This window comes from Pseudomonas sp. P4_C1 (genome assembly GCF_056402155.1).
On sequence record NZ_JBFUHY010000053.1, the window covers coordinates 19,548 to 39,413 of the forward strand.

At 61.0% G+C, this 19,866-nt stretch carries 15 protein-coding genes and 1 pseudogene; 10 read left to right on the top strand and 6 right to left on the bottom strand.

Translation table 11 applies throughout. The annotated features are described in order from the left end of the window. Positions 1-5 precede the first annotated feature (5 nt). From murD to lpxC, 9 genes are all read left to right on the top strand, one after another. Positions 6-1,352, top strand: a complete 1,347-nt coding sequence (gene murD, locus AC1DU9_RS21820; RefSeq protein ID WP_223461212.1) for a UDP-N-acetylmuramoyl-L-alanine--D-glutamate ligase — start codon at positions 6-8, stop codon at positions 1,350-1,352. Next, on the top strand, positions 1,349-2,566 hold the full coding sequence (gene ftsW, locus AC1DU9_RS21825; RefSeq protein ID WP_411740705.1) for a putative lipid II flippase FtsW: 1,218 nt from the start codon (positions 1,349-1,351) through the stop codon (positions 2,564-2,566). The genes murD and ftsW overlap by 4 nt, the downstream gene beginning before the upstream one ends. Continuing rightward, entirely contained in the window at positions 2,556-3,626 is a 1,071-nt protein-coding gene (murG, locus tag AC1DU9_RS21830) for an undecaprenyldiphospho-muramoylpentapeptide beta-N-acetylglucosaminyltransferase (protein ID WP_223461215.1), read from the top strand. Before ftsW ends, murG begins: the two co-directional genes overlap by 11 nt. Continuing rightward, positions 3,619-5,079, top strand: coding sequence for a UDP-N-acetylmuramate--L-alanine ligase (murC, locus tag AC1DU9_RS21835; RefSeq protein ID WP_150727953.1), 1,461 nt, complete (start codon positions 3,619-3,621; stop codon positions 5,077-5,079). The genes murG and murC overlap by 8 nt, the downstream gene beginning before the upstream one ends. Next, the gene (locus AC1DU9_RS21840; protein ID WP_223461218.1) at positions 5,076-6,059 is read left to right on the top strand and encodes a D-alanine--D-alanine ligase; all 984 of its coding nucleotides are present in this window, start codon (positions 5,076-5,078) and stop codon (positions 6,057-6,059) included. Before murC ends, AC1DU9_RS21840 begins: the two co-directional genes overlap by 4 nt. 4 nt (positions 6,060-6,063) lie before the next feature. Then, positions 6,064-6,933 (top strand): cell division protein FtsQ/DivIB, encoded by an 870-nt coding sequence (locus AC1DU9_RS21845; protein WP_223461220.1) that lies wholly within the window; start codon positions 6,064-6,066, stop codon positions 6,931-6,933. Positions 6,934-6,948: 15 nt separating this feature from the next. Further along, positions 6,949-8,208 (top strand): cell division protein FtsA, encoded by a 1,260-nt coding sequence (gene ftsA, locus AC1DU9_RS21850; RefSeq protein ID WP_007989901.1) that lies wholly within the window; start codon positions 6,949-6,951, stop codon positions 8,206-8,208. Positions 8,209-8,281: 73 nt separating this feature from the next. Beyond that, a complete protein-coding gene (gene ftsZ / locus AC1DU9_RS21855; RefSeq protein ID WP_223461222.1) occupies positions 8,282-9,475 on the top strand; it encodes a cell division protein FtsZ in 1,194 nt (397 codons plus the stop codon). 112 nt (positions 9,476-9,587) lie between these two features. After that, positions 9,588-10,499, top strand: a complete 912-nt coding sequence (gene lpxC / locus AC1DU9_RS21860; protein ID WP_007939852.1) for a UDP-3-O-acyl-N-acetylglucosamine deacetylase — start codon at positions 9,588-9,590, stop codon at positions 10,497-10,499. 116 nt (positions 10,500-10,615) lie between these two features. Here lpxC and AC1DU9_RS21865 read toward each other — a convergent pair whose 3' ends face one another. The 6 genes from AC1DU9_RS21865 to AC1DU9_RS21890 all read right to left on the bottom strand — a co-directional run bounded on the left by AC1DU9_RS21865 (position 10,616) and on the right by AC1DU9_RS21890 (position 19,100). After that, a complete protein-coding gene (locus AC1DU9_RS21865) occupies positions 10,616-12,118 on the bottom strand; it encodes a sensor domain-containing diguanylate cyclase (RefSeq protein WP_223461224.1) in 1,503 nt (500 codons plus the stop codon). Positions 12,119-12,362: 244 nt separating this feature from the next. After that, positions 12,363-12,551 carry a hypothetical protein gene (locus AC1DU9_RS21870; RefSeq protein WP_223461226.1) on the bottom strand — a complete coding sequence of 63 codons (189 nt, stop codon included), beginning with the start codon at positions 12,549-12,551 and terminating at the stop codon, positions 12,363-12,365. Between the two features lie 249 nt (positions 12,552-12,800). Beyond that, positions 12,801-14,165, bottom strand: a complete 1,365-nt coding sequence (locus AC1DU9_RS21875; protein WP_223461228.1) for a heavy metal sensor histidine kinase — start codon at positions 14,163-14,165, stop codon at positions 12,801-12,803. Continuing rightward, a complete protein-coding gene (locus AC1DU9_RS21880) occupies positions 14,155-14,832 on the bottom strand; it encodes a heavy metal response regulator transcription factor (protein WP_056726212.1) in 678 nt (225 codons plus the stop codon). Before AC1DU9_RS21880 ends, AC1DU9_RS21875 begins: the two co-directional genes overlap by 11 nt. Before the next feature lie 9 nt (positions 14,833-14,841). Further along, a complete protein-coding gene (locus tag AC1DU9_RS21885) occupies positions 14,842-17,943 on the bottom strand; it encodes a multidrug efflux RND transporter permease subunit (RefSeq protein WP_477810782.1) in 3,102 nt (1,033 codons plus the stop codon). Beyond that, on the bottom strand, positions 17,940-19,100 hold the full coding sequence (locus AC1DU9_RS21890; RefSeq protein WP_223461232.1) for an efflux RND transporter periplasmic adaptor subunit: 1,161 nt from the start codon (positions 19,098-19,100) through the stop codon (positions 17,940-17,942). Before AC1DU9_RS21890 ends, AC1DU9_RS21885 begins: the two co-directional genes overlap by 4 nt. 612 nt (positions 19,101-19,712) lie before the next feature. Here AC1DU9_RS21890 and AC1DU9_RS21895 point away from each other — a divergent pair. Next, a pseudogene (locus tag AC1DU9_RS21895) lies at positions 19,713-19,866 on the top strand (IS110 family transposase); the annotation flags it as partial.

Here is a 19,866-nt window from a genome sequence, read left to right on the forward strand (position 1 = left end):
AACTCGTGTCTCTGATCGCTTCTGACCACTTCCGCATCGTTGTCGGCCTCGGCAAGAGCGGCATGTCCCTGGTTCGCTTCCTGGCGAACCGGGGCGTGGCGTTTGCCGTGGCCGATACGCGGGAAAATCCACCGGAACTGGCCACGCTCAAGCGTGACTATCCGCACGTGGAAGTGCGTTGTGGCGAACTGGACGTCGAGTTCCTGTGCCGTGCCGACGAACTCTACGTCAGCCCCGGTCTGGCGCTGGCGACCCCGGCCCTGCAGGCAGCCGCCGCTCGTGGCGTGAAATTGTCCGGCGACATCGAACTGTTCGCGCGTAACGCGAAGGCGCCGATCGTGGCCATCAGCGGTTCCAACGCGAAAAGCACTGTCACCACCCTGGTCGGCGAAATGGCGGCTGCGGCAGGTAAGCGTGTCGCCGTCGGCGGCAATCTCGGTACCCCGGCGTTGGACTTGCTCAGCGACGACATCGAGTTGTACGTGATGGAACTGTCGAGTTTCCAGTTGGAAACCACCGATCAGCTCAACGCCGAAGTGGCGACCGTGCTCAATATCAGCGAAGACCACATGGACCGTTACAGCGGTCTGCCGGCCTATCACCTGGCCAAGCACCGGATCTTCCGGGGCGCCAGGCAGTTCGTGGTCAATCGCCAGGATGCCCTGAGTCGCCCGTTGATGGGCGAGGGCCAGCCGTGCTGGACCTTCGGTCTGAGCAAACCCGATTTCAAAGCCTTCGGTATCCGTGAAGAAGACGGCGAGAAATACCTGGCCTTCGAGTTCCAGAACCTGATGCCGGTGCGCGAGTTGAAGATTCGCGGTGCCCACAACCAGTCCAACGCCCTGGCAGCCCTGGCGCTGGGCCATGCGGTTGGCCTGCCGTTCGATGCCATGTTGTCGAGCCTGCGCACCTTCGCCGGTCTCGAACATCGCTGCCAATGGGTCCGTGACCTCGACGGCGTGGGCTATTACAACGATTCCAAAGCCACCAACGTCGGCGCCGCACTGGCGGCCATCGAAGGTTTGGGCGCAGACATCGACGGTAAAGTCGTGCTGATCGCCGGTGGCGACGGCAAGGGTGCCGAATTCAAGGACCTGCGCGATCCGGTGGCGGCCAACTGCCGCGCCGTGGTGCTGATGGGCCGCGATTCCGACAAGATCGGTGAGGCCATCGGCGACGCCGTACCGCTGATCCGCGCCGGCTCCCTGGTCGAAGCCGTCGAGCAATGCCGCGCCGCAGCCCAGCCGGGCGACGTGGTGCTGTTGTCGCCAGCCTGCGCCAGTTTCGACATGTTCAAGAACTACGAAGACCGCGGTCACCAGTTCGTCCAAGCCGTGGAGGATCTGGCATGAGCCTGAGAGACATCATCAAGCCATACCCTTCGCCGATCATCACCGGACGCGGTATTGACCTCGATTTCCCGATGCTCGCCGGTTGCCTGACGCTGCTCGGCCTTGGGCTGATCATGATTGCCTCGGCATCGACCGAAGTGGCGGCAGTGCAGTCTGGCAGCGCCCTGTATTACATGATTCGCCACCTTATTTACGTGGTGCTGGGTCTGGGGGCCTGCATCGTCACCATGATGATCCCGATTGCCACCTGGCAACGCCTGGGCTGGTTGATGCTGCTGGGTGCATTCGGCTTGCTGGTGATGGTGATCGTTCCGGGGATCGGCCGTGAGGTTAACGGCTCGATGCGCTGGATCGGCTTCAGTTTCTTCAACGTCCAGCCTTCCGAGATCGCCAAGGTGTTCGTGGTGATCTACCTCGCCGGCTATCTGGTGCGTCGCCAGAAAGAAGTGCGTGAAAGCTGGATGGGCTTTTTCAAGCCGTTCATCGTGCTGCTGCCGATGGCGGGCCTGCTGCTGATGGAGCCGGACTTCGGTGCCACCGTCGTGATGATGGGTGCCGCGGCGGCGATGCTGTTCCTTGGCGGCGTCGGGCTGTTCCGTTTTTCCCTGATGGTGGTGCTGGCCGTCGGTGCGGTGGTGCTGTTGATTCAAATGCAGCCGTATCGAATGGCGCGTCTGACCAACTTTGCCGATCCGTGGGCTGACCAGTTCGGCGCCGGCTATCAGTTGTCCCAGGCATTGATCGCTTTCGGTCGCGGCGAATGGCTGGGCGTTGGCCTGGGCAACAGCGTGCAGAAACAGTTCTACCTGCCGGAAGCCCACACTGACTTCGTATTCTCGGTCCTGGCCGAAGAACTGGGCGCGGTGGGTTCGCTGTGCACCGTGGCACTGTTCGTCTTCGTGTGTATTCGTGGCATGTACATCGGTTTGTGGGCCGAGAAGGCCAAGCAGTTTTTTGCTGCTTATGTCGCCTACGGCTTGTCGTTCCTGTGGATTGGTCAATTCCTGATCAATATCGGCGTGAACGTCGGCCTGCTGCCGACCAAGGGACTGACCCTGCCGTTCCTCAGTTACGGCGGCAGCTCGTTGGTGATTTGCTGCGCCTGTCTCGGCTTGTTGCTGCGCATCGAGTGGGAAAGTCGAACCCATCTGGGCAGTGAAGAGATGGAGTTCCATGAGAGCGACTTCGCCGAGGAGTCGAACCATGGGCGCTAACGTCATGATCATGGCCGGCGGCACCGGTGGCCACGTGTTCCCGGCGCTGGCCTGCGCTCGCGAATTCCAGGCGCGCGGTTATACCGTGCACTGGCTCGGCACCCCGCGTGGCATCGAGAACGACCTGGTGCCGGCGGCCGGTATCGAGCTGCATCGGATCAACGCCAGCGGTCTGCGCGGCAAGGGCAAATTGTCCCTGCTCAAGGCACCGTTCATGTTGTTCAAGTCGGTCTGGCAGGCGCGGGCGATCATTCGCCGTCTGCAACCGGTCTGTGTCGTGGGTTTTGGTGGTTTTGTGACCGGCCCTGGCGGTGTCGCGGCCAAACTAGCCGGCGTGCCGGTGATCGTTCACGAGCAGAACGCCGTGGCCGGTACCGCCAATCGGTTGCTGGTGCCGTTGGCCGCCCGAGTCTGTGAAGCGTTCCCCGACACCTTTACCCTGTCGGGCAGCCGCCGGACCACCGGTAATCCGGTGCGCACCGAGCTGTTCCTCGAGACATCGCGACCTGCCCTGACCGGTCGCAAGGCGCGTTTGCTGATCCTGGGCGGAAGCCTGGGCGCAGAGCCGTTGAACAAGTTGCTGCCTGAAGCCCTGTCGCAAGTCGCTGCTGATCTGCGTCCGGAAGTGTTCCATCAGGCCGGCAAAAACCACGATGAAGTGACTGCAGAGCGCTATCGCGCGGCTGGCGTCGAGGCGCAGGTGCAGCCCTTCATCAAAGACATGGCCCAAGCCTACAGCTGGGCCGACCTGGTGGTATGTCGCGCAGGCGCGCTGACCATCAGTGAACTGGCCGCCGCCGGTCTGCCCTCGATGCTGGTGCCTTTGCCTCATGCCATCGACGATCACCAGACCCGCAACGCCGAATATTTGGCCCGTGAAGGCGCAGCCTTCCTGATGCCGCAAAGAACGACTGGCGCAGCGGATCTTGCCGCTCGCCTGACAGAGGTCCTGATGCAACCACAACGACTCAACGAAATGGCTACCGCGGCACGCCGCCTGGCCAAACCCGATGCCACCCGTAACGTGGTCGATAGCTGCCTGGAGGTGGCCCATGGTTGAGAATCAGAAAGCCATGCCGCAACCGGAAATGCGCCGCATCCGCCGCATCCACTTCGTCGGTATCGGCGGTGTGGGCATGTGCGGGATTGCTGAAGTGTTGTTGAACCTGGGCTATGAAGTGTCCGGTTCCGACCTGAAGGCTTCGCCGGTGACCGAGCGTCTGGAGTCCTTCGGGGCGCAGATCTTCATCGGCCACCGCGCCGAGAACGCCGCTGCCGCCGACGTGCTGGTGGTGTCGAGCGCCGTGAACACGTCCAACCCGGAAGTCGCAACCGCACTGGAACGTCGTATTCCGGTGGTGCCGCGTGCAGAGATGCTGGCGGAGCTGATGCGCTATCGCCACGGCATCGCCGTTGCCGGTACCCACGGCAAAACCACAACCACCAGCCTGATCGCTTCGGTGTTCGCGGCCGGTGGCCTGGACCCGACGTTCGTGATCGGTGGCCGCCTGAATGCCGCGGGCACCAATGCCCAGCTCGGCACCAGCCGTTACCTGATCGCCGAGGCCGACGAAAGCGATGCGAGCTTCCTGCACTTGCAGCCGCTGGTGGCCGTGGTCACCAACATCGACGCCGATCACATGGCGACCTACGACGGTGACTTCAACAAGCTGAAGAAAACCTTCGTCGAATTCCTGCACAACCTGCCGTTCTACGGTCTGGCGGTGGTGTGCCTGGACGACCCGGTGGTGCGTGAAATCCTCCCGCAGGTCAAGCGTCCGACCGTTACCTACGGCTTCGGCGAAGACTGCGACGTGCGCGCCATCAATGTGCGCCAGCAAGGCATGCAGACCTTCTTCACCGTACTGCGTCCCGACCGCGAGCCACTGGATGTTTCGGTGAACATGCCGGGCAACCACAACGTATTGAACGCCCTTGCGACCATCTGCATCGCCACCGACGAAGGCGTCAGCGATGAAGCCATCGTCCAGGGCCTGTCCGGGTTCCAGGGTGTCGGCCGACGCTTCCAGGTCTACGGCGAACTGCCGGTAGACGGCGGCAATGTGATGCTGGTCGACGACTACGGTCACCACCCGACCGAAGTCGCGGCCGTGATCAAGGCCGTGCGCGGTGGCTGGCCGGAGCGCCGCCTGGTGATGGTCTACCAGCCGCACCGTTACAGCCGCACCCGTGACCTGTACGACGATTTCGTCAATGTGCTGGCTGACGCCAACGTACTGCTGCTGATGGAAGTCTACCCGGCCGGCGAAGAGCCGATTCCGGGCGCCGACAGCCGCAAGCTGTGCAACAGCATCCGTCAGCGTGGCCAGCTCGACCCGATCTACATCGAGCGTGGCGTCGACCTCGCACCAGTGGTCAAGCCGCTGCTGCGCGCCGGCGACATCCTGCTGTGCCAGGGCGCCGGCGATATCGGCGGTCTCGCACCAAAACTGTTGAAAAGCGAGTTGTTCGCCGGTGCCGTTGCCGCGCCGGAGAAGGGGAAGTTGAAATGACTGCTGCCTACGCCAACCTGGTCTCCACGATCGCGCCGAAAGACTTCGGCCGCGTCGCCGTGCTGTTCGGCGGCAAGAGTGCCGAGCGTGAGGTCTCCCTGAAGTCGGGTAACGCCGTTCTGGACGCACTGCAAAGCGCCGGTGTGGACGCGTTCGGCCTCGACGTGGGCGATGACCTGCTGCAGCGACTGCTCAACGAAAAGATCGACCGCGCCTTCATCATCCTCCACGGTCGTGGCGGTGAAGACGGCAGCATGCAGGGCCTGCTCGAATGCCTGGGCATTCCGTACACCGGCAGCGGCATCCTGGCTTCGGCCCTGGCCATGGACAAACTGCGCACCAAGCAGGTCTGGCACAGCCTGGGCATTCCGACCCCACGTCACGCGGTACTGAGCAGCGAAGCCGATTGTATTTCGGCGGCGACGGAACTGGGCTTCCCTTTGATCGTCAAACCGGCCCATGAAGGTTCAAGTATCGGTATGGCCAAAGTGAGTTCCGCGTCCGAATTGATCGACGCATGGAAAGCGGCCAGTACCTACGATTCGCAAGTGCTGGTCGAGCAATGGATTCACGGTCCGGAGTTCACCATCGCCACCCTGCGTGACCAGGTGTTGCCACCGATTGCCCTGGGCACGACGCACAGCTTCTACGACTACGACGCCAAGTACATCGCCAACGATACCCAGTACCGCATTCCGTGCGGTCTGGACAGCGCCAAGGAAAAGGAACTCATGGACCTCACGGCGAAAGCCTGTGAAGCGCTGGGTATCGCCGGTTGGGGCAGGGCAGACGTGATGCAGGACGCCGAAGGGCAGTTTTGGTTCCTGGAAGTCAACACCGCACCGGGCATGACCGATCACAGCCTGGTGCCGATGGCGGCCCGTGCCGCCGGTCTGGATTTCCAGCAACTGGTTCTGGCCATTCTGGCCGAGAGCGTTGCCGGCAACACTGCCGGTAACCAAGAGTCGACGAGAGGTTAAGGCCATGCAAGGCGCTCAGCTCAGACATCAGCCCACCGCACCGACCGGCCGCAAGCCGGTGCCGCGGGGTGCCAGCCGAATGGTGGCCAAAGAGCCGATGTCCGCGCGCCTGCCGAAAGCCAACTTCGGTTTTCTCAAAGCGTTGTTCTGGCCGGTAGTGCTGGTGGCTTTGGGGTTCGGTACTTACGAAGGCGCGACACGGCTGTTGCCGTATGCCGACCGGCCGATCACCAGAATCAATGTGCAGGGCGACTTGAGTTACATCAGCCAGCAAGCAGTGCAGCAGCGGATCGCCCCTTACGTGGCGTCGAGCTTCTTCACTATCGACCTGGCGAGCATGCGCACCGAGCTGGAAACGATGCCATGGATTGCCCACGCCGAAGTGCGCAGGGTGTGGCCGGATCAAGTGGTGATCCGCCTGGAAGAACAACTGCCGGTGGCCCGTTGGGGCGACGAATCGCTGTTGAACAACCAGGGGCAGGCGTTCACTCCGCGCGAGCTGGCGAACTACGAACACTTGCCTCAGCTGTTCGGCCCGCAGCGGGCTCAACAGCAAGTGATGCAGCAATACCAGGTGTTGAGCCAGATGCTCAGGCCGCTGGGCTTCTCGATTGCACGCCTGGAACTGCGTGATCGCGGCAGCTGGTTCCTGACCACCGGCCCCGGCAGCGCGGGTCCCGGGATCGAACTGCTGCTGGGACGCGGCAACCAGGTGGAAAAGATGCGCCGTTTCATCGCCATCTATGACAAGACGCTCAAAGAACAGATTACGAACATTGCGCGCATCGATCTGCGCTACGCCAACGGCCTCGCTGTTGGCTGGCGGGAACCTGTAGCGCCCACGGCAGCCCAACCCGCTGTCGCGAAGAATTAAGAAGAGGCAGGACCCATGGCAAACGTGCAAAGCGGCAAAATGATCGTCGGTCTCGATATCGGCACCTCCAAGGTGGTGGCGCTGGTGGGCGAGGTCGCGGACGACGGCACGCTGGAAATCGTCGGGATCGGTACCCATCCGTCCCGTGGCCTGAAAAAAGGCGTGGTGGTGAACATCGAGTCCACCGTGCAATCGATCCAGCGCGCCATCGAAGAAGCGCAGCTGATGGCGGGTTGCCGGATTCACTCGGCGTTCGTCGGCGTGGCCGGCAATCACATCCGCAGCCTGAACTCCCACGGCATCGTGGCGATTCGTGATCGCGAAGTCAGCTCGGCGGACCTTGAGCGTGTACTCGACGCGGCCCAGGCCGTGGCGATCCCGGCTGACCAGCGAGTGCTGCATACCCTGCCGCAGGATTACGTGATCGATAACCAGGAAGGCGTCCGCGAGCCACTGGGCATGTCCGGCGTGCGTCTGGAAGCCAAGGTCCACGTGGTCACCTGCGCCGTCAATGCCGCACAGAACATTGAAAAATGCGTGCGTCGTTGTGGCCTGGAAATCGACGACATCATTCTCGAACAGCTGGCTTCCGCGTATTCGGTACTGACCGATGACGAGAAAGAGCTGGGCGTGTGCCTGGTGGACATCGGCGGCGGCACCACCGACATCGCGATCTTCACCGAAGGCGCGATCCGCCACACCGCGGTAATCCCGATTGCCGGCGACCAGGTGACCAACGACATCGCCATGGCGTTGCGCACTCCGACCCAGTACGCCGAAGAAATCAAGATCCGCTACGCCTGCGCCCTGGCCAAGCTGGCCGGTGCCGGTGAAACCATCAAGGTGCCAAGTGTTGGCGACCGTCCACCACGCGAGCTGTCCCGCCAGGCCCTGGCCGAAGTGGTCGAGCCGCGCTACGACGAACTGTTCACGCTGATCCAGGCCGAACTGCGCCGCAGCGGCTACGAAGACCTGATCCCGGCCGGCATCGTGCTGACCGGCGGTACATCGAAGATGGAAGGCGCTACCGAACTGGCCGAGGAAATCTTCCACATGCCGGTGCGCCTGGGCGTGCCTCACGGCGTGAAAGGTCTGGATGACGTGGTGCGCAACCCGATCTATTCCACCGGCGTCGGCCTGTTGATGTACGGCCTGCAGAAGCAGTCCGACGGCATCTCGTTCTCGGGCATCGGCAGCCGCGACAGCTACAGCAACGAAGAGCCACAGGCTCCGCTGCTGGACCGCCTGAAGAAGTGGGTCCAGGGCAATTTCTGAAGATTTACCGTTACACCGTTACACCGAAGCACGCAGTAGGCGAAAAAACTAGAGAATGTAAAGGAGAGGGAAAATGTTCGAACTCGTAGACAACATCCCCGCAAGCCCGGTAATCAAAGTTATCGGTGTCGGCGGTGGCGGCGGCAACGCTGTCAACCACATGGTCAAGAGCAACATCGAAGGCGTCGAGTTCATCTGCGCCAACACCGATGCTCAAGCGCTGAAAAGCATCGGCGCGCGGACCATCCTGCAACTGGGCACCGGCGTGACCAAAGGTCTCGGCGCTGGCGCCAACCCTGAAGTAGGTCGTCAGGCCGCTCTCGAAGATCGTGAGCGCATTGCCGAAGTCCTCCAGGGCACCAATATGGTGTTCATCACCACGGGCATGGGCGGTGGTACCGGTACCGGTGCTGCGCCAATCATTGCTGAAGTGGCCAAGGAAATGGGGATCCTCACCGTTGCGGTGGTGACTCGTCCGTTCCCGTTCGAAGGCCGCAAGCGCATGCAGATCGCCGACGAAGGTATTCGTCTGCTGTCTGAAAGCGTCGACTCGTTGATCACTATTCCCAACGAGAAGCTGCTGACCATCCTCGGTAAAGACGCCAGCCTGCTGTCGGCTTTCGCCAAGGCTGACGATGTACTGGCCGGTGCCGTTCGCGGTATCTCCGACATCATCAAGCGTCCGGGCATGATCAACGTCGACTTTGCCGACGTACGTACCGTGATGAGCGAAATGGGCATGGCGATGATGGGCACTGGCTGCGCCAGCGGTCCGAACCGTGCACGTGAGGCCACCGAAGCGGCCATTCGCAACCCGTTGCTGGAAGACGTGAACCTGCAAGGTGCGCGCGGCATCCTGGTGAACATCACCGCCGGTCCTGACCTGTCCCTGGGTGAGTACTCCGATGTGGGTAGCATCATCGAAGCCTTCGCTTCCGAGCACGCGATGGTCAAGGTCGGTACCGTTATCGATCCGGACATGCGCGACGAGCTGCACGTGACTGTTGTTGCCACAGGACTGGGCGCTAAAATCGAGAAGCCTGTGAAGGTCATCGACAACACCGTCCACACTTCGATGTCCACACAGCCACAACAACAGGCCCCTGTTCGTCAGGAAGCTCCAGCGGTGAACTACCGTGACCTGGACCGTCCGACCGTCATGCGCAACCAGGCCCAGGCCGGTGCTGCGGCTGCCGCGAAGATGAATCCGCAAGATGACCTGGACTACCTGGACATCCCGGCATTCCTGCGTCGTCAGGCCGATTGATGAAATGTATCAGGGGTATTAGGGTGATTGGTGTTCAGCAAAGGTCTGGTCTGCTATCATCGCCAGCCTTTGTTGATACCAGTTCGCAATTTGCGCTGAAGCGGCCCATGCCATGATTAAACAACGCACCCTGAAGAATATTATCCGTGCCACAGGTGTCGGCCTGCACTCCGGGGAGAAGGTCTACCTGACCCTCAAGCCAGCGCCTGTCGATACCGGCATTGTGTTTTGTCGCGCCGACCTCGACCCCGTGGTGCAGATTCCTGCCCGCGCGGAAAACGTTGGTGAAACCACTATGTCGACCACGCTCGTTAATGGTGACGTCAAAGTGGACACGGTAGAGCACCTGCTCTCGGCCATGGCAGGCCTGGGCATCGATAACGCCTACGTCGAGCTCTCCGCGTCCGAAGTCCCGATCATGGATGGTAGCGCTGGACCTTTCGTATTCCTGATTCAATCGGCTGGCCTGGAAGAACAGGACGCCGCCAAGAAGTTCATCCGCATCCTGCGTGAAGTGACAGTGGAAGACGGCGACAAGCGCGCCACTTTCGTCCCTTTCGAAGGGTTCAAGGTGAGCTTCGAGATCGATTTCGATCACCCGGTTTTCCGTGACCGCACACAAAGTGCAAGCGTGGATTTTTCCAGCACTTCGTTTGTAAAAGAAGTCAGCCGCGCCCGTACCTTTGGTTTCATGAGTGACATCGAGTACCTGCGCAAGCACAACCTCGCACTCGGCGGCAGCGTTGAAAACGCTATTGTGGTCGACGCCGATGGCGTACTGAACGAAGACGGCCTTCGCTATGAAGACGAATTCGTGAAGCACAAGATTCTCGATGCAATTGGTGACCTCTACCTGCTGGGCAATAGCCTGATTGGTGAGTTCAAGGGCTTCAAGTCCGGCCACGCGCTGAACAACCAGCTGCTGCGCAAGTTGATTGAGCAGACAGATGCCTGGGAAGTCGTGACGTTCGAAGACGCCAGTACTGCACCGATCTCTTACATGCGTCCGGTTGCGGCCGTGTAAGTAAAAAACCTCTCTAGTTTTTAAAGGCTGCCTTCGGGTGGCCTTTTTTTATGTCCCGAATTTTGTGTTGCCTGGGCTGACCTCATCGTCGGAACGCCGCCCATCCAATGAAAATCCTATTCGGCACAAACAACCCGATTACGCCCCCCTTCCTTGGCCTGATACAACGCCTTGTCGGCACTGAACAGCAATTGCTCCAGGTTGATATCGCTGACCTCCGTCCAGGTGGCAATACCGATACTCACGCTCATCGGCGGTTCACCGGCGTCCACCATCGGCAATTTTTGCACCGCCTCGCGGATTTGTTCGGCGATCTGCCGCGCGCCTTCGCTGTCAGTTTCGGCCAGGACCACCGAAAACTCTTCACCACCATAGCGAGCCACCAGGTCTGCCGGGCGATGGACACTGGCGCGGATGACCTCGGCCAATGCCCGCAAGGCGTCGTCGCCGGCCTGATGCCCGTGCCGGTCATTGAAGGCCTTGAAGTGATCGGCATCGATCATCAGCAACGACAACGGCTTGCCGCTGCGCTGCGCACGAAACCACTCATGGCGCAGGGTCTGATCAAGGGATCGACGGTTGGCCACGCCGGTCAAGGCATCGGTGGCCGCCAATAGCGCCAATTCCTGCTCGGCATATTGGCGCAGTCGCAGCTCGCGGCAGAGCAGCCAGGTCAGCCACAACAGACCGATGCACAAAACCCCCGTCGCACCGCTGATCACATAGACCGTGCGGTTCCAGGTGGCGAACACTTCATCGATGGAAAGGGCCACGATGACGGTAAGCGGCAGATTGCCGACCCGGGAAAAGGTGTACAGGCGCGGTTGATGGTCGACACTCGACACGCTTTCGAAGGTACCACTGCGCTCCTGCAGCATACGTGCGACGTTGGGGCGGCTGGAGAAGTTCTTGCCGATGGCGTTTTGTTCCCGGTACGGCTTCTGCGCCAGGAGAATCCCCTCGTCGTTGATGATGCCCAGCGTACTGCCGGTACCGATATCGAGGCTGTTGAACAGTTGATCGAAGTAGCTCATGCGCATCGACGCCACCGCGACCCCCAGAAACTCACCCGTGGGAGAGGAAATGCGTCGGCTGAAACTGATGCGCCATTCGTCGCTGTCATCGCAGTCGCAGCGCGGCTTGAACGGACGGCTGATGAACATGCCGGAGTCGCGATTGAAGACATGGGCCAGGAAATAATCGCGGTCAGCGAAGTTGCCCGGTTTCGGTTCGATCAACGATGAGTCGGCCAGCACGTCGCCGTGCTTGTCCAGCAGCAGGATGTCGCCCTTGTAGCGCGCGGTTGTGGAGCGGTCGAACAGCACCAGGTGACGTATCTGCGGCGAAACCTGTTTCAGGTCGTCCCGTTGGGCGGCGGCGATCAGGCCCTGCAAGGTCAGGTCATAGAGCTCGACCGTACGCAGGACATCGGCATCGATCAGTTGCGCAATGGTGGTCGCGCTGCGTGTGGCGGTCTGCTGGGCATTGGCGTGCTCGCGGATCAGCAGGAAAGTGACGATGCACAGGATCGAGATGACAGTCAGGGTGCTACCGAGGATCACCATGATCTCGGGTCGCCCGGGCGGGCCTTGAAATTGCGGGGTGCGGCTTGCGGTCATAGGGCTGACGTCTGCTAAAGGGACGTTGTAAGCGTAGTTGCATAAACGTAGCAGCCGAGTGAATCGTTTCTGTTGCGCGAACGATTGATCAATTACGTGGGCGTCAGTGACTTGCGTTGCAAAATTTGCAATGAAGGTTGAGTCGCCAATAAAAAAGCCGCTGACAGCAGCGGCTTTGCAGACAACTTTTCAAAGGGAAGAGCCGATGAAAAGTGTCAAGGGAAACGGGAGTGATCGGTGCAGATCAGCTGTCTTTCTCGGCCTGGGCGTCTTGCGCAGCCTTGGCGGTCATCTCGATCTGATGCTCTTCGAACGCCGCAGCGCGTGCGGTGTTATGCGCGACGAAAGTCTGCGACTCTTCCGCCATCGTCAACGGCGACAGGAACAAAGAGGACAAAACGAAAGCGCTGGCAATACCCATACTGTTGGACATCTTTAAAACCTTCTTGCTTGGCAAGTGCTGTTTGGTGCGGGCAAAGATAAGGATATGGAGCGAGGGGAAAAAGAGTGGATTCATGAAAGGACTGTTGCGGCAACAGCAATAGTTGGTTGAGCGCACACTTGTGTTCAACCCGAAACCAATGTGGGAGCGAGCTTGCTCGCGATAGCATCACCTCGGTTCAGAAGTTGCACCGAGTCGCCTGTATCGCGAGCAAGCTCGCTCCCACAAGGGAATGGGGATTCAGACGGGCAGATGAATCCCGAACGTATTCATCCCATGGTCACTGCGCACGAACACATCGCCGCCGTGCATCAACGCAATCGCCTTGACGATGGCCAGCCCTAAACCGTGATTGTGGCCGCTGTTGCTGCGCGAAGCATCAACCCGATAGAAGCGCTCGAACAGCCGTGGCAGGTGTTCACGGGCAATCGGCGAACCGGGGTTGGCGACGCCGATGCTGACCTGGTGTTCTGCGGCTTCAATGCGCACCTGAATCACCTGCCCGGGCGCGGTGTGTCGCACCGCGTTGTTCAGCAGATTGATCAACGCCCGGCGCAGATGAGCGATCTCGATCCGCACTTGCGCGTCACCACTGACCTCAACCCGGACCTGAGCGTCCTCGAGAATGAAATCCAGGTACTCCAGGGTTGTAGCCACTTCATCGGCCAGTGAGGTTGAGGTGAGTTTGGTCGCTTTGCTGCCCTGATCGGCGCTGGCGAGGAACAGCATGTCGTTGATGATCGAACGCAGTCGCTCAAGCTCTTCGAGGTTCGATTGCAGTACTTCGAAGTAATGCTCGGCGGAGCGTCCGCGGGTCAATGCGACCTGGGTCTGGCCGATCAGGTTGGTCAGTGGCGAGCGCAGTTCGTGGGCGACGTCGGCGTTGAACGATTCAAGGCGCGAGTACGCTTGTTCAACCCGTTCCAGGGTCGAGTTGAACGAGCTGACGAATTGATCAAGCTCCGGCGGCAACGGCGACAGGCGCAAGCGCCCTGAGCGCAATGGCGGGGCCAGGCGCTGGGCTTCCTGGGACAGTTTGATCAGCGGTTTGAGGCCGATCCGCGCCACCCAGTAACCCAGTGCCGAGGCCAGCAGCACACCGGCAATCGCCAGGCTGATCAACGCGATCAGCAGTTGATGCTGGGTATGGAAAAATGTTTCGGTGTCGATGGCGATCATGAAGCGCAGCGGTGGGCGCTGGTCCTTGGCCGGGAACTCACTGACCAGCACTTTCAGCGGATAGGGGTGATCCGGCAGATGCATGTCGCGGGTGCCCAGCGGCCCTTGGGCAAAGGCGCGGATCTGCGGGGTCAGGTTGCCGTATTCGTAGTGCGGATCGCCGCTGATGATCCAGAAACTGATGCGCTTGTCTTCTTCACTCAGCAGATTGAGCTTGTTGTTGATCTTCACCCAATGCTCGGGCGTGCCGTATCGGCCGACCGTGGATTGGAGCACGCTGTAGCGCGCATCCAGTTCGGCCTCGGGCAACAGGCCCAGGCCTTTGTCGACCTGTTGGTACAGCGCCCAGCCGATCAGCAGGAACACCAAAAGCGCCACCAGCGTGAACATTCCGCTTAAACGCAGGGCGATCGAGTTACTGGACACCACGGCTCTCCAGCACATAACCCATGCCGCGAATGGTGTGCAGCAGTTTCTCTTCGAACGGCCCGTCGAGCTTGGCTCGCAGGCGTTTGATCGCGACTTCGACCACGTTGGCGTCGCTGTCGAAATTGATGTCCCAGACCATTTCGGCAATGGCGGTTTTCGAAAGGATTTCGCCCTGGCGCCGGGCCAGCACGCTGAGCAGCGAGAACTCCTTGGCGGTCAGGTCCAGGCGTGTACCGGCGCGGGTGGCCTTGCGGCTGATCAAATCTATCCACAGGTCGGCGATGCTCACCTGCACCGGTTCATGACCGCCGCTGCGCCGGGTCAGCGCTTGCAGGCGCGCCACCAGTTCAAGGAAGGAAAACGGTTTGCCCAGATAGTCATCGGCGCCTTCACGCAGGCCCTTGATGCGATCTTCCACACGCTCGCGGGCGGTGAGCATGATCACCGGGGTTTGCTTGCGCGCACGCAGGGCGCGCAACACACCAAAGCCGTCGAGGCCCGGCAGCATCACGTCGAGGACGATCACCGCGTAGTCGCTCTCCAGCGCCAGATGCAGGCCTTCCACACCATCGCGGGCCAGATCCACGGTGAAACCCTGTTCCGTCAGGCCGCGGTGCAGATAGTCCGCGGTTTTTTCCTCGTCTTCGATAATCAGAACGCGCATGACCCCGCCTCAGTCTGTGCTCGCCAGCGCCGGTACTGGCGAAGGTTTGGGCCTATGAAATAACCGTTCCAGCCACAAGTATATGACCGGCGTGGTGAACAGCGTCAGCGCCTGGCTCACCAGCAAGCCGCCGACCACCGCGATTCCCAGGGGCTGACGCAACTCGGCGCCGGTGCCATAGCCGAGCATCAACGGCAGGGCGCCGAGCAGGGCGGCGAGGGTGGTCATGATGATCGGCCGGAACCGCGTGATACAGGCCTTGAAGATTGCTTCCTCAGGCGACAGTCCGCCATTGCGCTGCGCTTCGAGGGCGAAGTCGATCATCAGGATGCCGTTTTTCTTGACGATACCGATCAACAGCACCAGCCCGATCAAGGCCATGATCGAAAAGTCCTGGCCGCAGATCCACAGCATGATCACCGCGCCGAGGCCCGCCGAAGGCAAGGTCGAAATGATCGTCAGCGGGTGCACGAAACTCTCGTAGAGCACGCCGAGAATGATGTACACCGCCACCAGCGCTGCCAGGATCAGCCACGGCTGGCTGGCCAGCGAACTCTGGAACGCCTGGGCCGCGCCCTGGAAATTGCCGCTGATGGCGGTCGGCATGCCGATGTCGGCCTTGGCCTGGTTGAGCATGATCACCGCATCGCCCAACGCCACGCCGGGCGTCAGGTTGAACGACAGGTTGGCCGCCGGGAACATGCCGTCATGGGCGATGGACAGCGGGCCGATGGTCGGCGCATCAAACCTGGCCAGGGCTGACAACGGCACCATTTCCCCGCTCAGGGGCGAGCGCAGGTAGAAGTAATTGAGGCTCTCGGCCTTGCCGCGCTGCTTGGTGTCCAGTTCCAGGATCACGTTGTACTGGTTGACCTGGGTCTGGAATTCATTGATCTGGCGCTGGCCGAACGCATCGTACAGCGCTTCGTCGACGTCGCTGGCGGTCAGGCCGAAACGGGCTGCGGCACTGCGGTCGATGCTGATATGGGTGATGCTGCCGCCCAGTTGCAAGTCATTGGAAATGTCGCGGAAGGCCGGGTTGGCGCGCAGTTTTTCCGTCAGGCGCTGGGTCCAGGTGCTGAGTGTGCCGCCGTCGTTGCTCTTGAGTACATATTGGTACTGTGCACGGCTTGGGCCGGAGCTGAGGTTGATGTCTTGGCCGGCGCGCAGGTACAGGACGATACCCGGTACTTTCATCAGTTGCGGACGAATCCGGTCGATGAACTGGCTGGCCGAGACATCGCGGTCGCTGCGTTTTTTCAGGGTGATCCAGAAGCGGCCGTTGGCAATGGTCTGGTTACTGCCCGAGACACCGACGGAATGTGAAAACGTTTCGACTGCGGGGTCGGCGGCGACGATTTCGGCCATCGCCAGGTGTTTTTTCACCATGTCGCCGTAGGAAATATCGGCAGCAGCTTCGGTGGTGCCGAAGACGAAACCGGTGTCCTGTATCGGGAAGAAACCTTTAGGAATGAAGATGTAACCGGCGACGGCCAGAGCCAGCGATAAAGCGAACACGCCGATCATCGCTTTCTGGTGGGCGAGGGCACGGCGCAGGCCTTTTTCGTACCAGGCCAACAGGCGTTCACCGAAGCCCGGTTTGTCGTGGGCGTGATGCACCGGCGCGCGCATGAACAGCGCCGCCAGCGTCGGCGCCAGGGTCAGGGATACCACCACCGAAATCATGATGGTCGAGGTGGCAGTCAGGGCGAATTCCTTGAACAGCCGCCCGACCACACCACCCATGAACAGCAGCGGAATGAACGCTGCCACCAGCGAGAAACTGATCGACACCACGGTGAAACCGATTTCCCCGGCGCCCTTGATCGCGGCCTCGCGCATGCCGTCGCCAGCCTCCAGATGACGGTGGATGTTCTCCACCACCACGATCGCATCGTCCACTACAAAGCCCACGGCGACCACAATCGCTACCAGAGTCAGGTTGTTCAGGCTGAAGCCCATCACATACATCAGCGCAAAACTGGCGATCAGTGACACTCCGAGCACTGCCGACACGATCAGTGTGGCCGACAGTTGGCGCAGGAACAGCGCCATCACCGCCACCACCAACATGATTGCAATCAACAGGGTAATTTCCACTTCATGCAGCGAGGCACGGATGGTCTGGGTGCGGTCGATCAGCGTCTTGACCTGCACCGAGGCGGGGAGCATCGCTTCCAGTGCCGGCAAGGCGGCTTGGATACGGTCCACCGTCTCGACGATGTTGGCGCCTGGTTGGCGGAAGATCACCAGGTTGACCCCCGGTTGCGAGCCCGCCCACGCCTGGATGTAGGCATCTTCCGAACCGTTGACGACTTTGGCGACATCGCGCAGATGAACCGGTGCACCGTCCTTGTAGGAAACAATCAGCTGGCTGTAGTCCTCCGGGTGGAACAACTGGTCGTTGGTGGACAGGGTCGAGATGCTCGACTCCCCGTAAAGCGCACCCTTGGCCAAGTTGAGGCTGGTCTGCTGGATCGCCAGGCGGATGTCGGCGAGGGTCAGGCCGATGGCCGCGAGCTTGTCCGCCGAAACCTGGACGCGGATCGCCGGACGCTGCTGACCGGTGATGACGACCTGGCCTACACCGTCGACCTGACTGAGCTGACGGGACAACAGGGTTTCCGTCAGGTCGCTGAGCTCAGGGCCTGGCATCAGCGAGGAGTTGACGCTGAGGATCAGCACCGGGCTGTCGGCCGGGTTGACCTTGCGCCAGGTCGGCAGGTTCGGCATGTCCTTGGGCAGTTTGCCCGCGGCAGTATTGATCGCCGCCTGCACTTCCTGGGCGGCGGTGTCGATGCTCTTGTCGAGGGTGAATTGCAGGGTCAGGTTGGTCGAGCCCAGTGCACTGCTCGAGGTCATCTGGGTCACGCCGGGAATGGCGCTGAATTGCACTTCAAGGGGCGTGGCCACCGAGGAAGCCATGGTTTCCGGGTTGGCGCCGGGCAGTTGCGCGGCCACCTGGATGGTCGGGAATTCTGCCTCCGGCAACGGCGCTACCGGCAGGCGCGGAAACGCGATGACACCCAGCAGCACCAGGGCGAACGTCAGCAGGACGGTGGCCACCGGATGGTCGATGCACCAGGCTGAAACCGAACCATGGCCCTTCATTGCGCCGCCTCCGATCGCACCACTTGCGGCGGCTCGGTCAGCACTTGCACAGTAGCGCCGGGCTTGAGCCGCGACTGACCATCGCTGACCAGCACATCACCCGGCTTCACGCCCTTGATGATGTCCTGGCCGCTGCCTTGATAGACCATCTGCACCTGCACGGCTTCGACCTTGTCGCCATTGACCCGGTACACGAAGTGCTGGTCGAGGCCGCGTTGTACGACTGTCGGCGGCACCACCAGCGCATCTTTATCCAGGGCTGTCTGAATTTTTACCGTCACCAGCAGGCCCGGCCAGAGCTTCTGCCCTGGATTGTCGAACTCGGCCTTGGCACGGATGGTGCCGGTGCTGGCGTTGATCTGGTTGTCGATCAGGGTCAGGTGGCCTTCGCCGAGCAGGTTGCCGGTTTCGCCGTCGGTGTCGGCACCGATGTAGGCCTTGACCTGGGCGTGCTGTGGGTCGTTGATCAGGCCCTGCAAGGTCGGCAGCATTTGCTGCGGCAGGGAGAACTCCACGGCGATCGGGTCGATCTGCGTCACCGTAAATAGTCCTTTGGCGTCGCTCATGCGCAGGAAGTTGCCTTCATCCACTGTGCGAATACCGACACGACCGCTGACCGGTGAGCGAATTTGTGTGTAGGAAAGCTGTACCTCGGCGGAGTCAATCGAGGCCTGGTTGCCTTGGGCGGTGGCCTTGAGCTGGTTGACCAGGGCCTGCTGCTGGTCGTAAGTCTGCTTGGACACGCCGTCGTCGACGCTCAGCAGTTTGTAGCGCTTGAGATTCACCTGCGCCACTTGCAGTTGCGCCTGGCTTTCGCCCAGTTGTGCCCGGGCCTGGTCGAGGCTGGCGCGGATCGACCGGTCGTCGATGGTGGCCAGCAGGTCGCCTTTTTTCACCAGTTGGCCTTCCTTGACCATGATTTTGGTGAGAATGCCGTCGATTTGCGGGCGGACCACGACGCTGTGCAGGGACAACACCGAACCGATGCCGCTGACATAGCGCGGCACGTCTTTCTCGGCAACGGCGACCACTCGCACGGGGATGGCGGTGGGAGGGGCGAGTTTGGCTTTGGCCGGTTTGGCGACATACCACAGGCCCAGCGCTGCCAGAACGATCAGAAGGGCGACGAGCAGGGCGGATTTTTTCTGGGTTCGCATGCGAGTGGGGCGCCGGGGCTGGGTGGTCGGTTGGTATTTTCCTTTATAAACCTGTTTGCCGGTCAGGAGGGTGACGGCTAACTGACTGCGCTGTCAGCTTGGGGGACTTGGCGGCCTCTGGGCCGACCATGGTGTTGGTTGACCGTATGCATATCCGTTTCTTCGGTGATGGCGACTTATGGTTCCGCCCTTACGGCGGGTCACTTGGAAAAGCCCCAAGTAACCAAGGGCTCTTGCCCCTGACGTTCGGTGCCTCGCTGTGGCTCGGCATGCCCTCGCTCCGGTCCTGCTCCGTGGGCCCGCCGCCATCGGCCATCCATGGCCGGGGGCGGCTAACCCGGCATCCATGCCAGGTTGCCCACTACGCAGAACCTCCACTCGGCCTCTCGATGGGGCGTGCACCGCAACAGCGCCCGAGGCGGCCTACCGGCCGGCCTGATTCTTTGGTCCGTACGCATTTCAAAACTGTAGGAGCGAGCCTGCTCGCGATGGCGGCCTGATAGCCGACCGATCTCATGCAGATGTACTCGATCCCTAATGAAATGGCTACCCCCGCCGCCCCCTGTGATCGACCACTAAGCTTTCACAGGGGGCTTATCGGAGATCATTGCCATGAGCAAAGTAGCTATTGCCGCCATCGATCTGGGAAAACACACCTTTCATCTACATGCACAGGATGATCGTGGTCACGAGCTGTACCGCAAAAAATTCAATCGGGTAGCGCTCATGCAGCACCTGATGAACCTTGAGCCCTGCACTGTCGTGA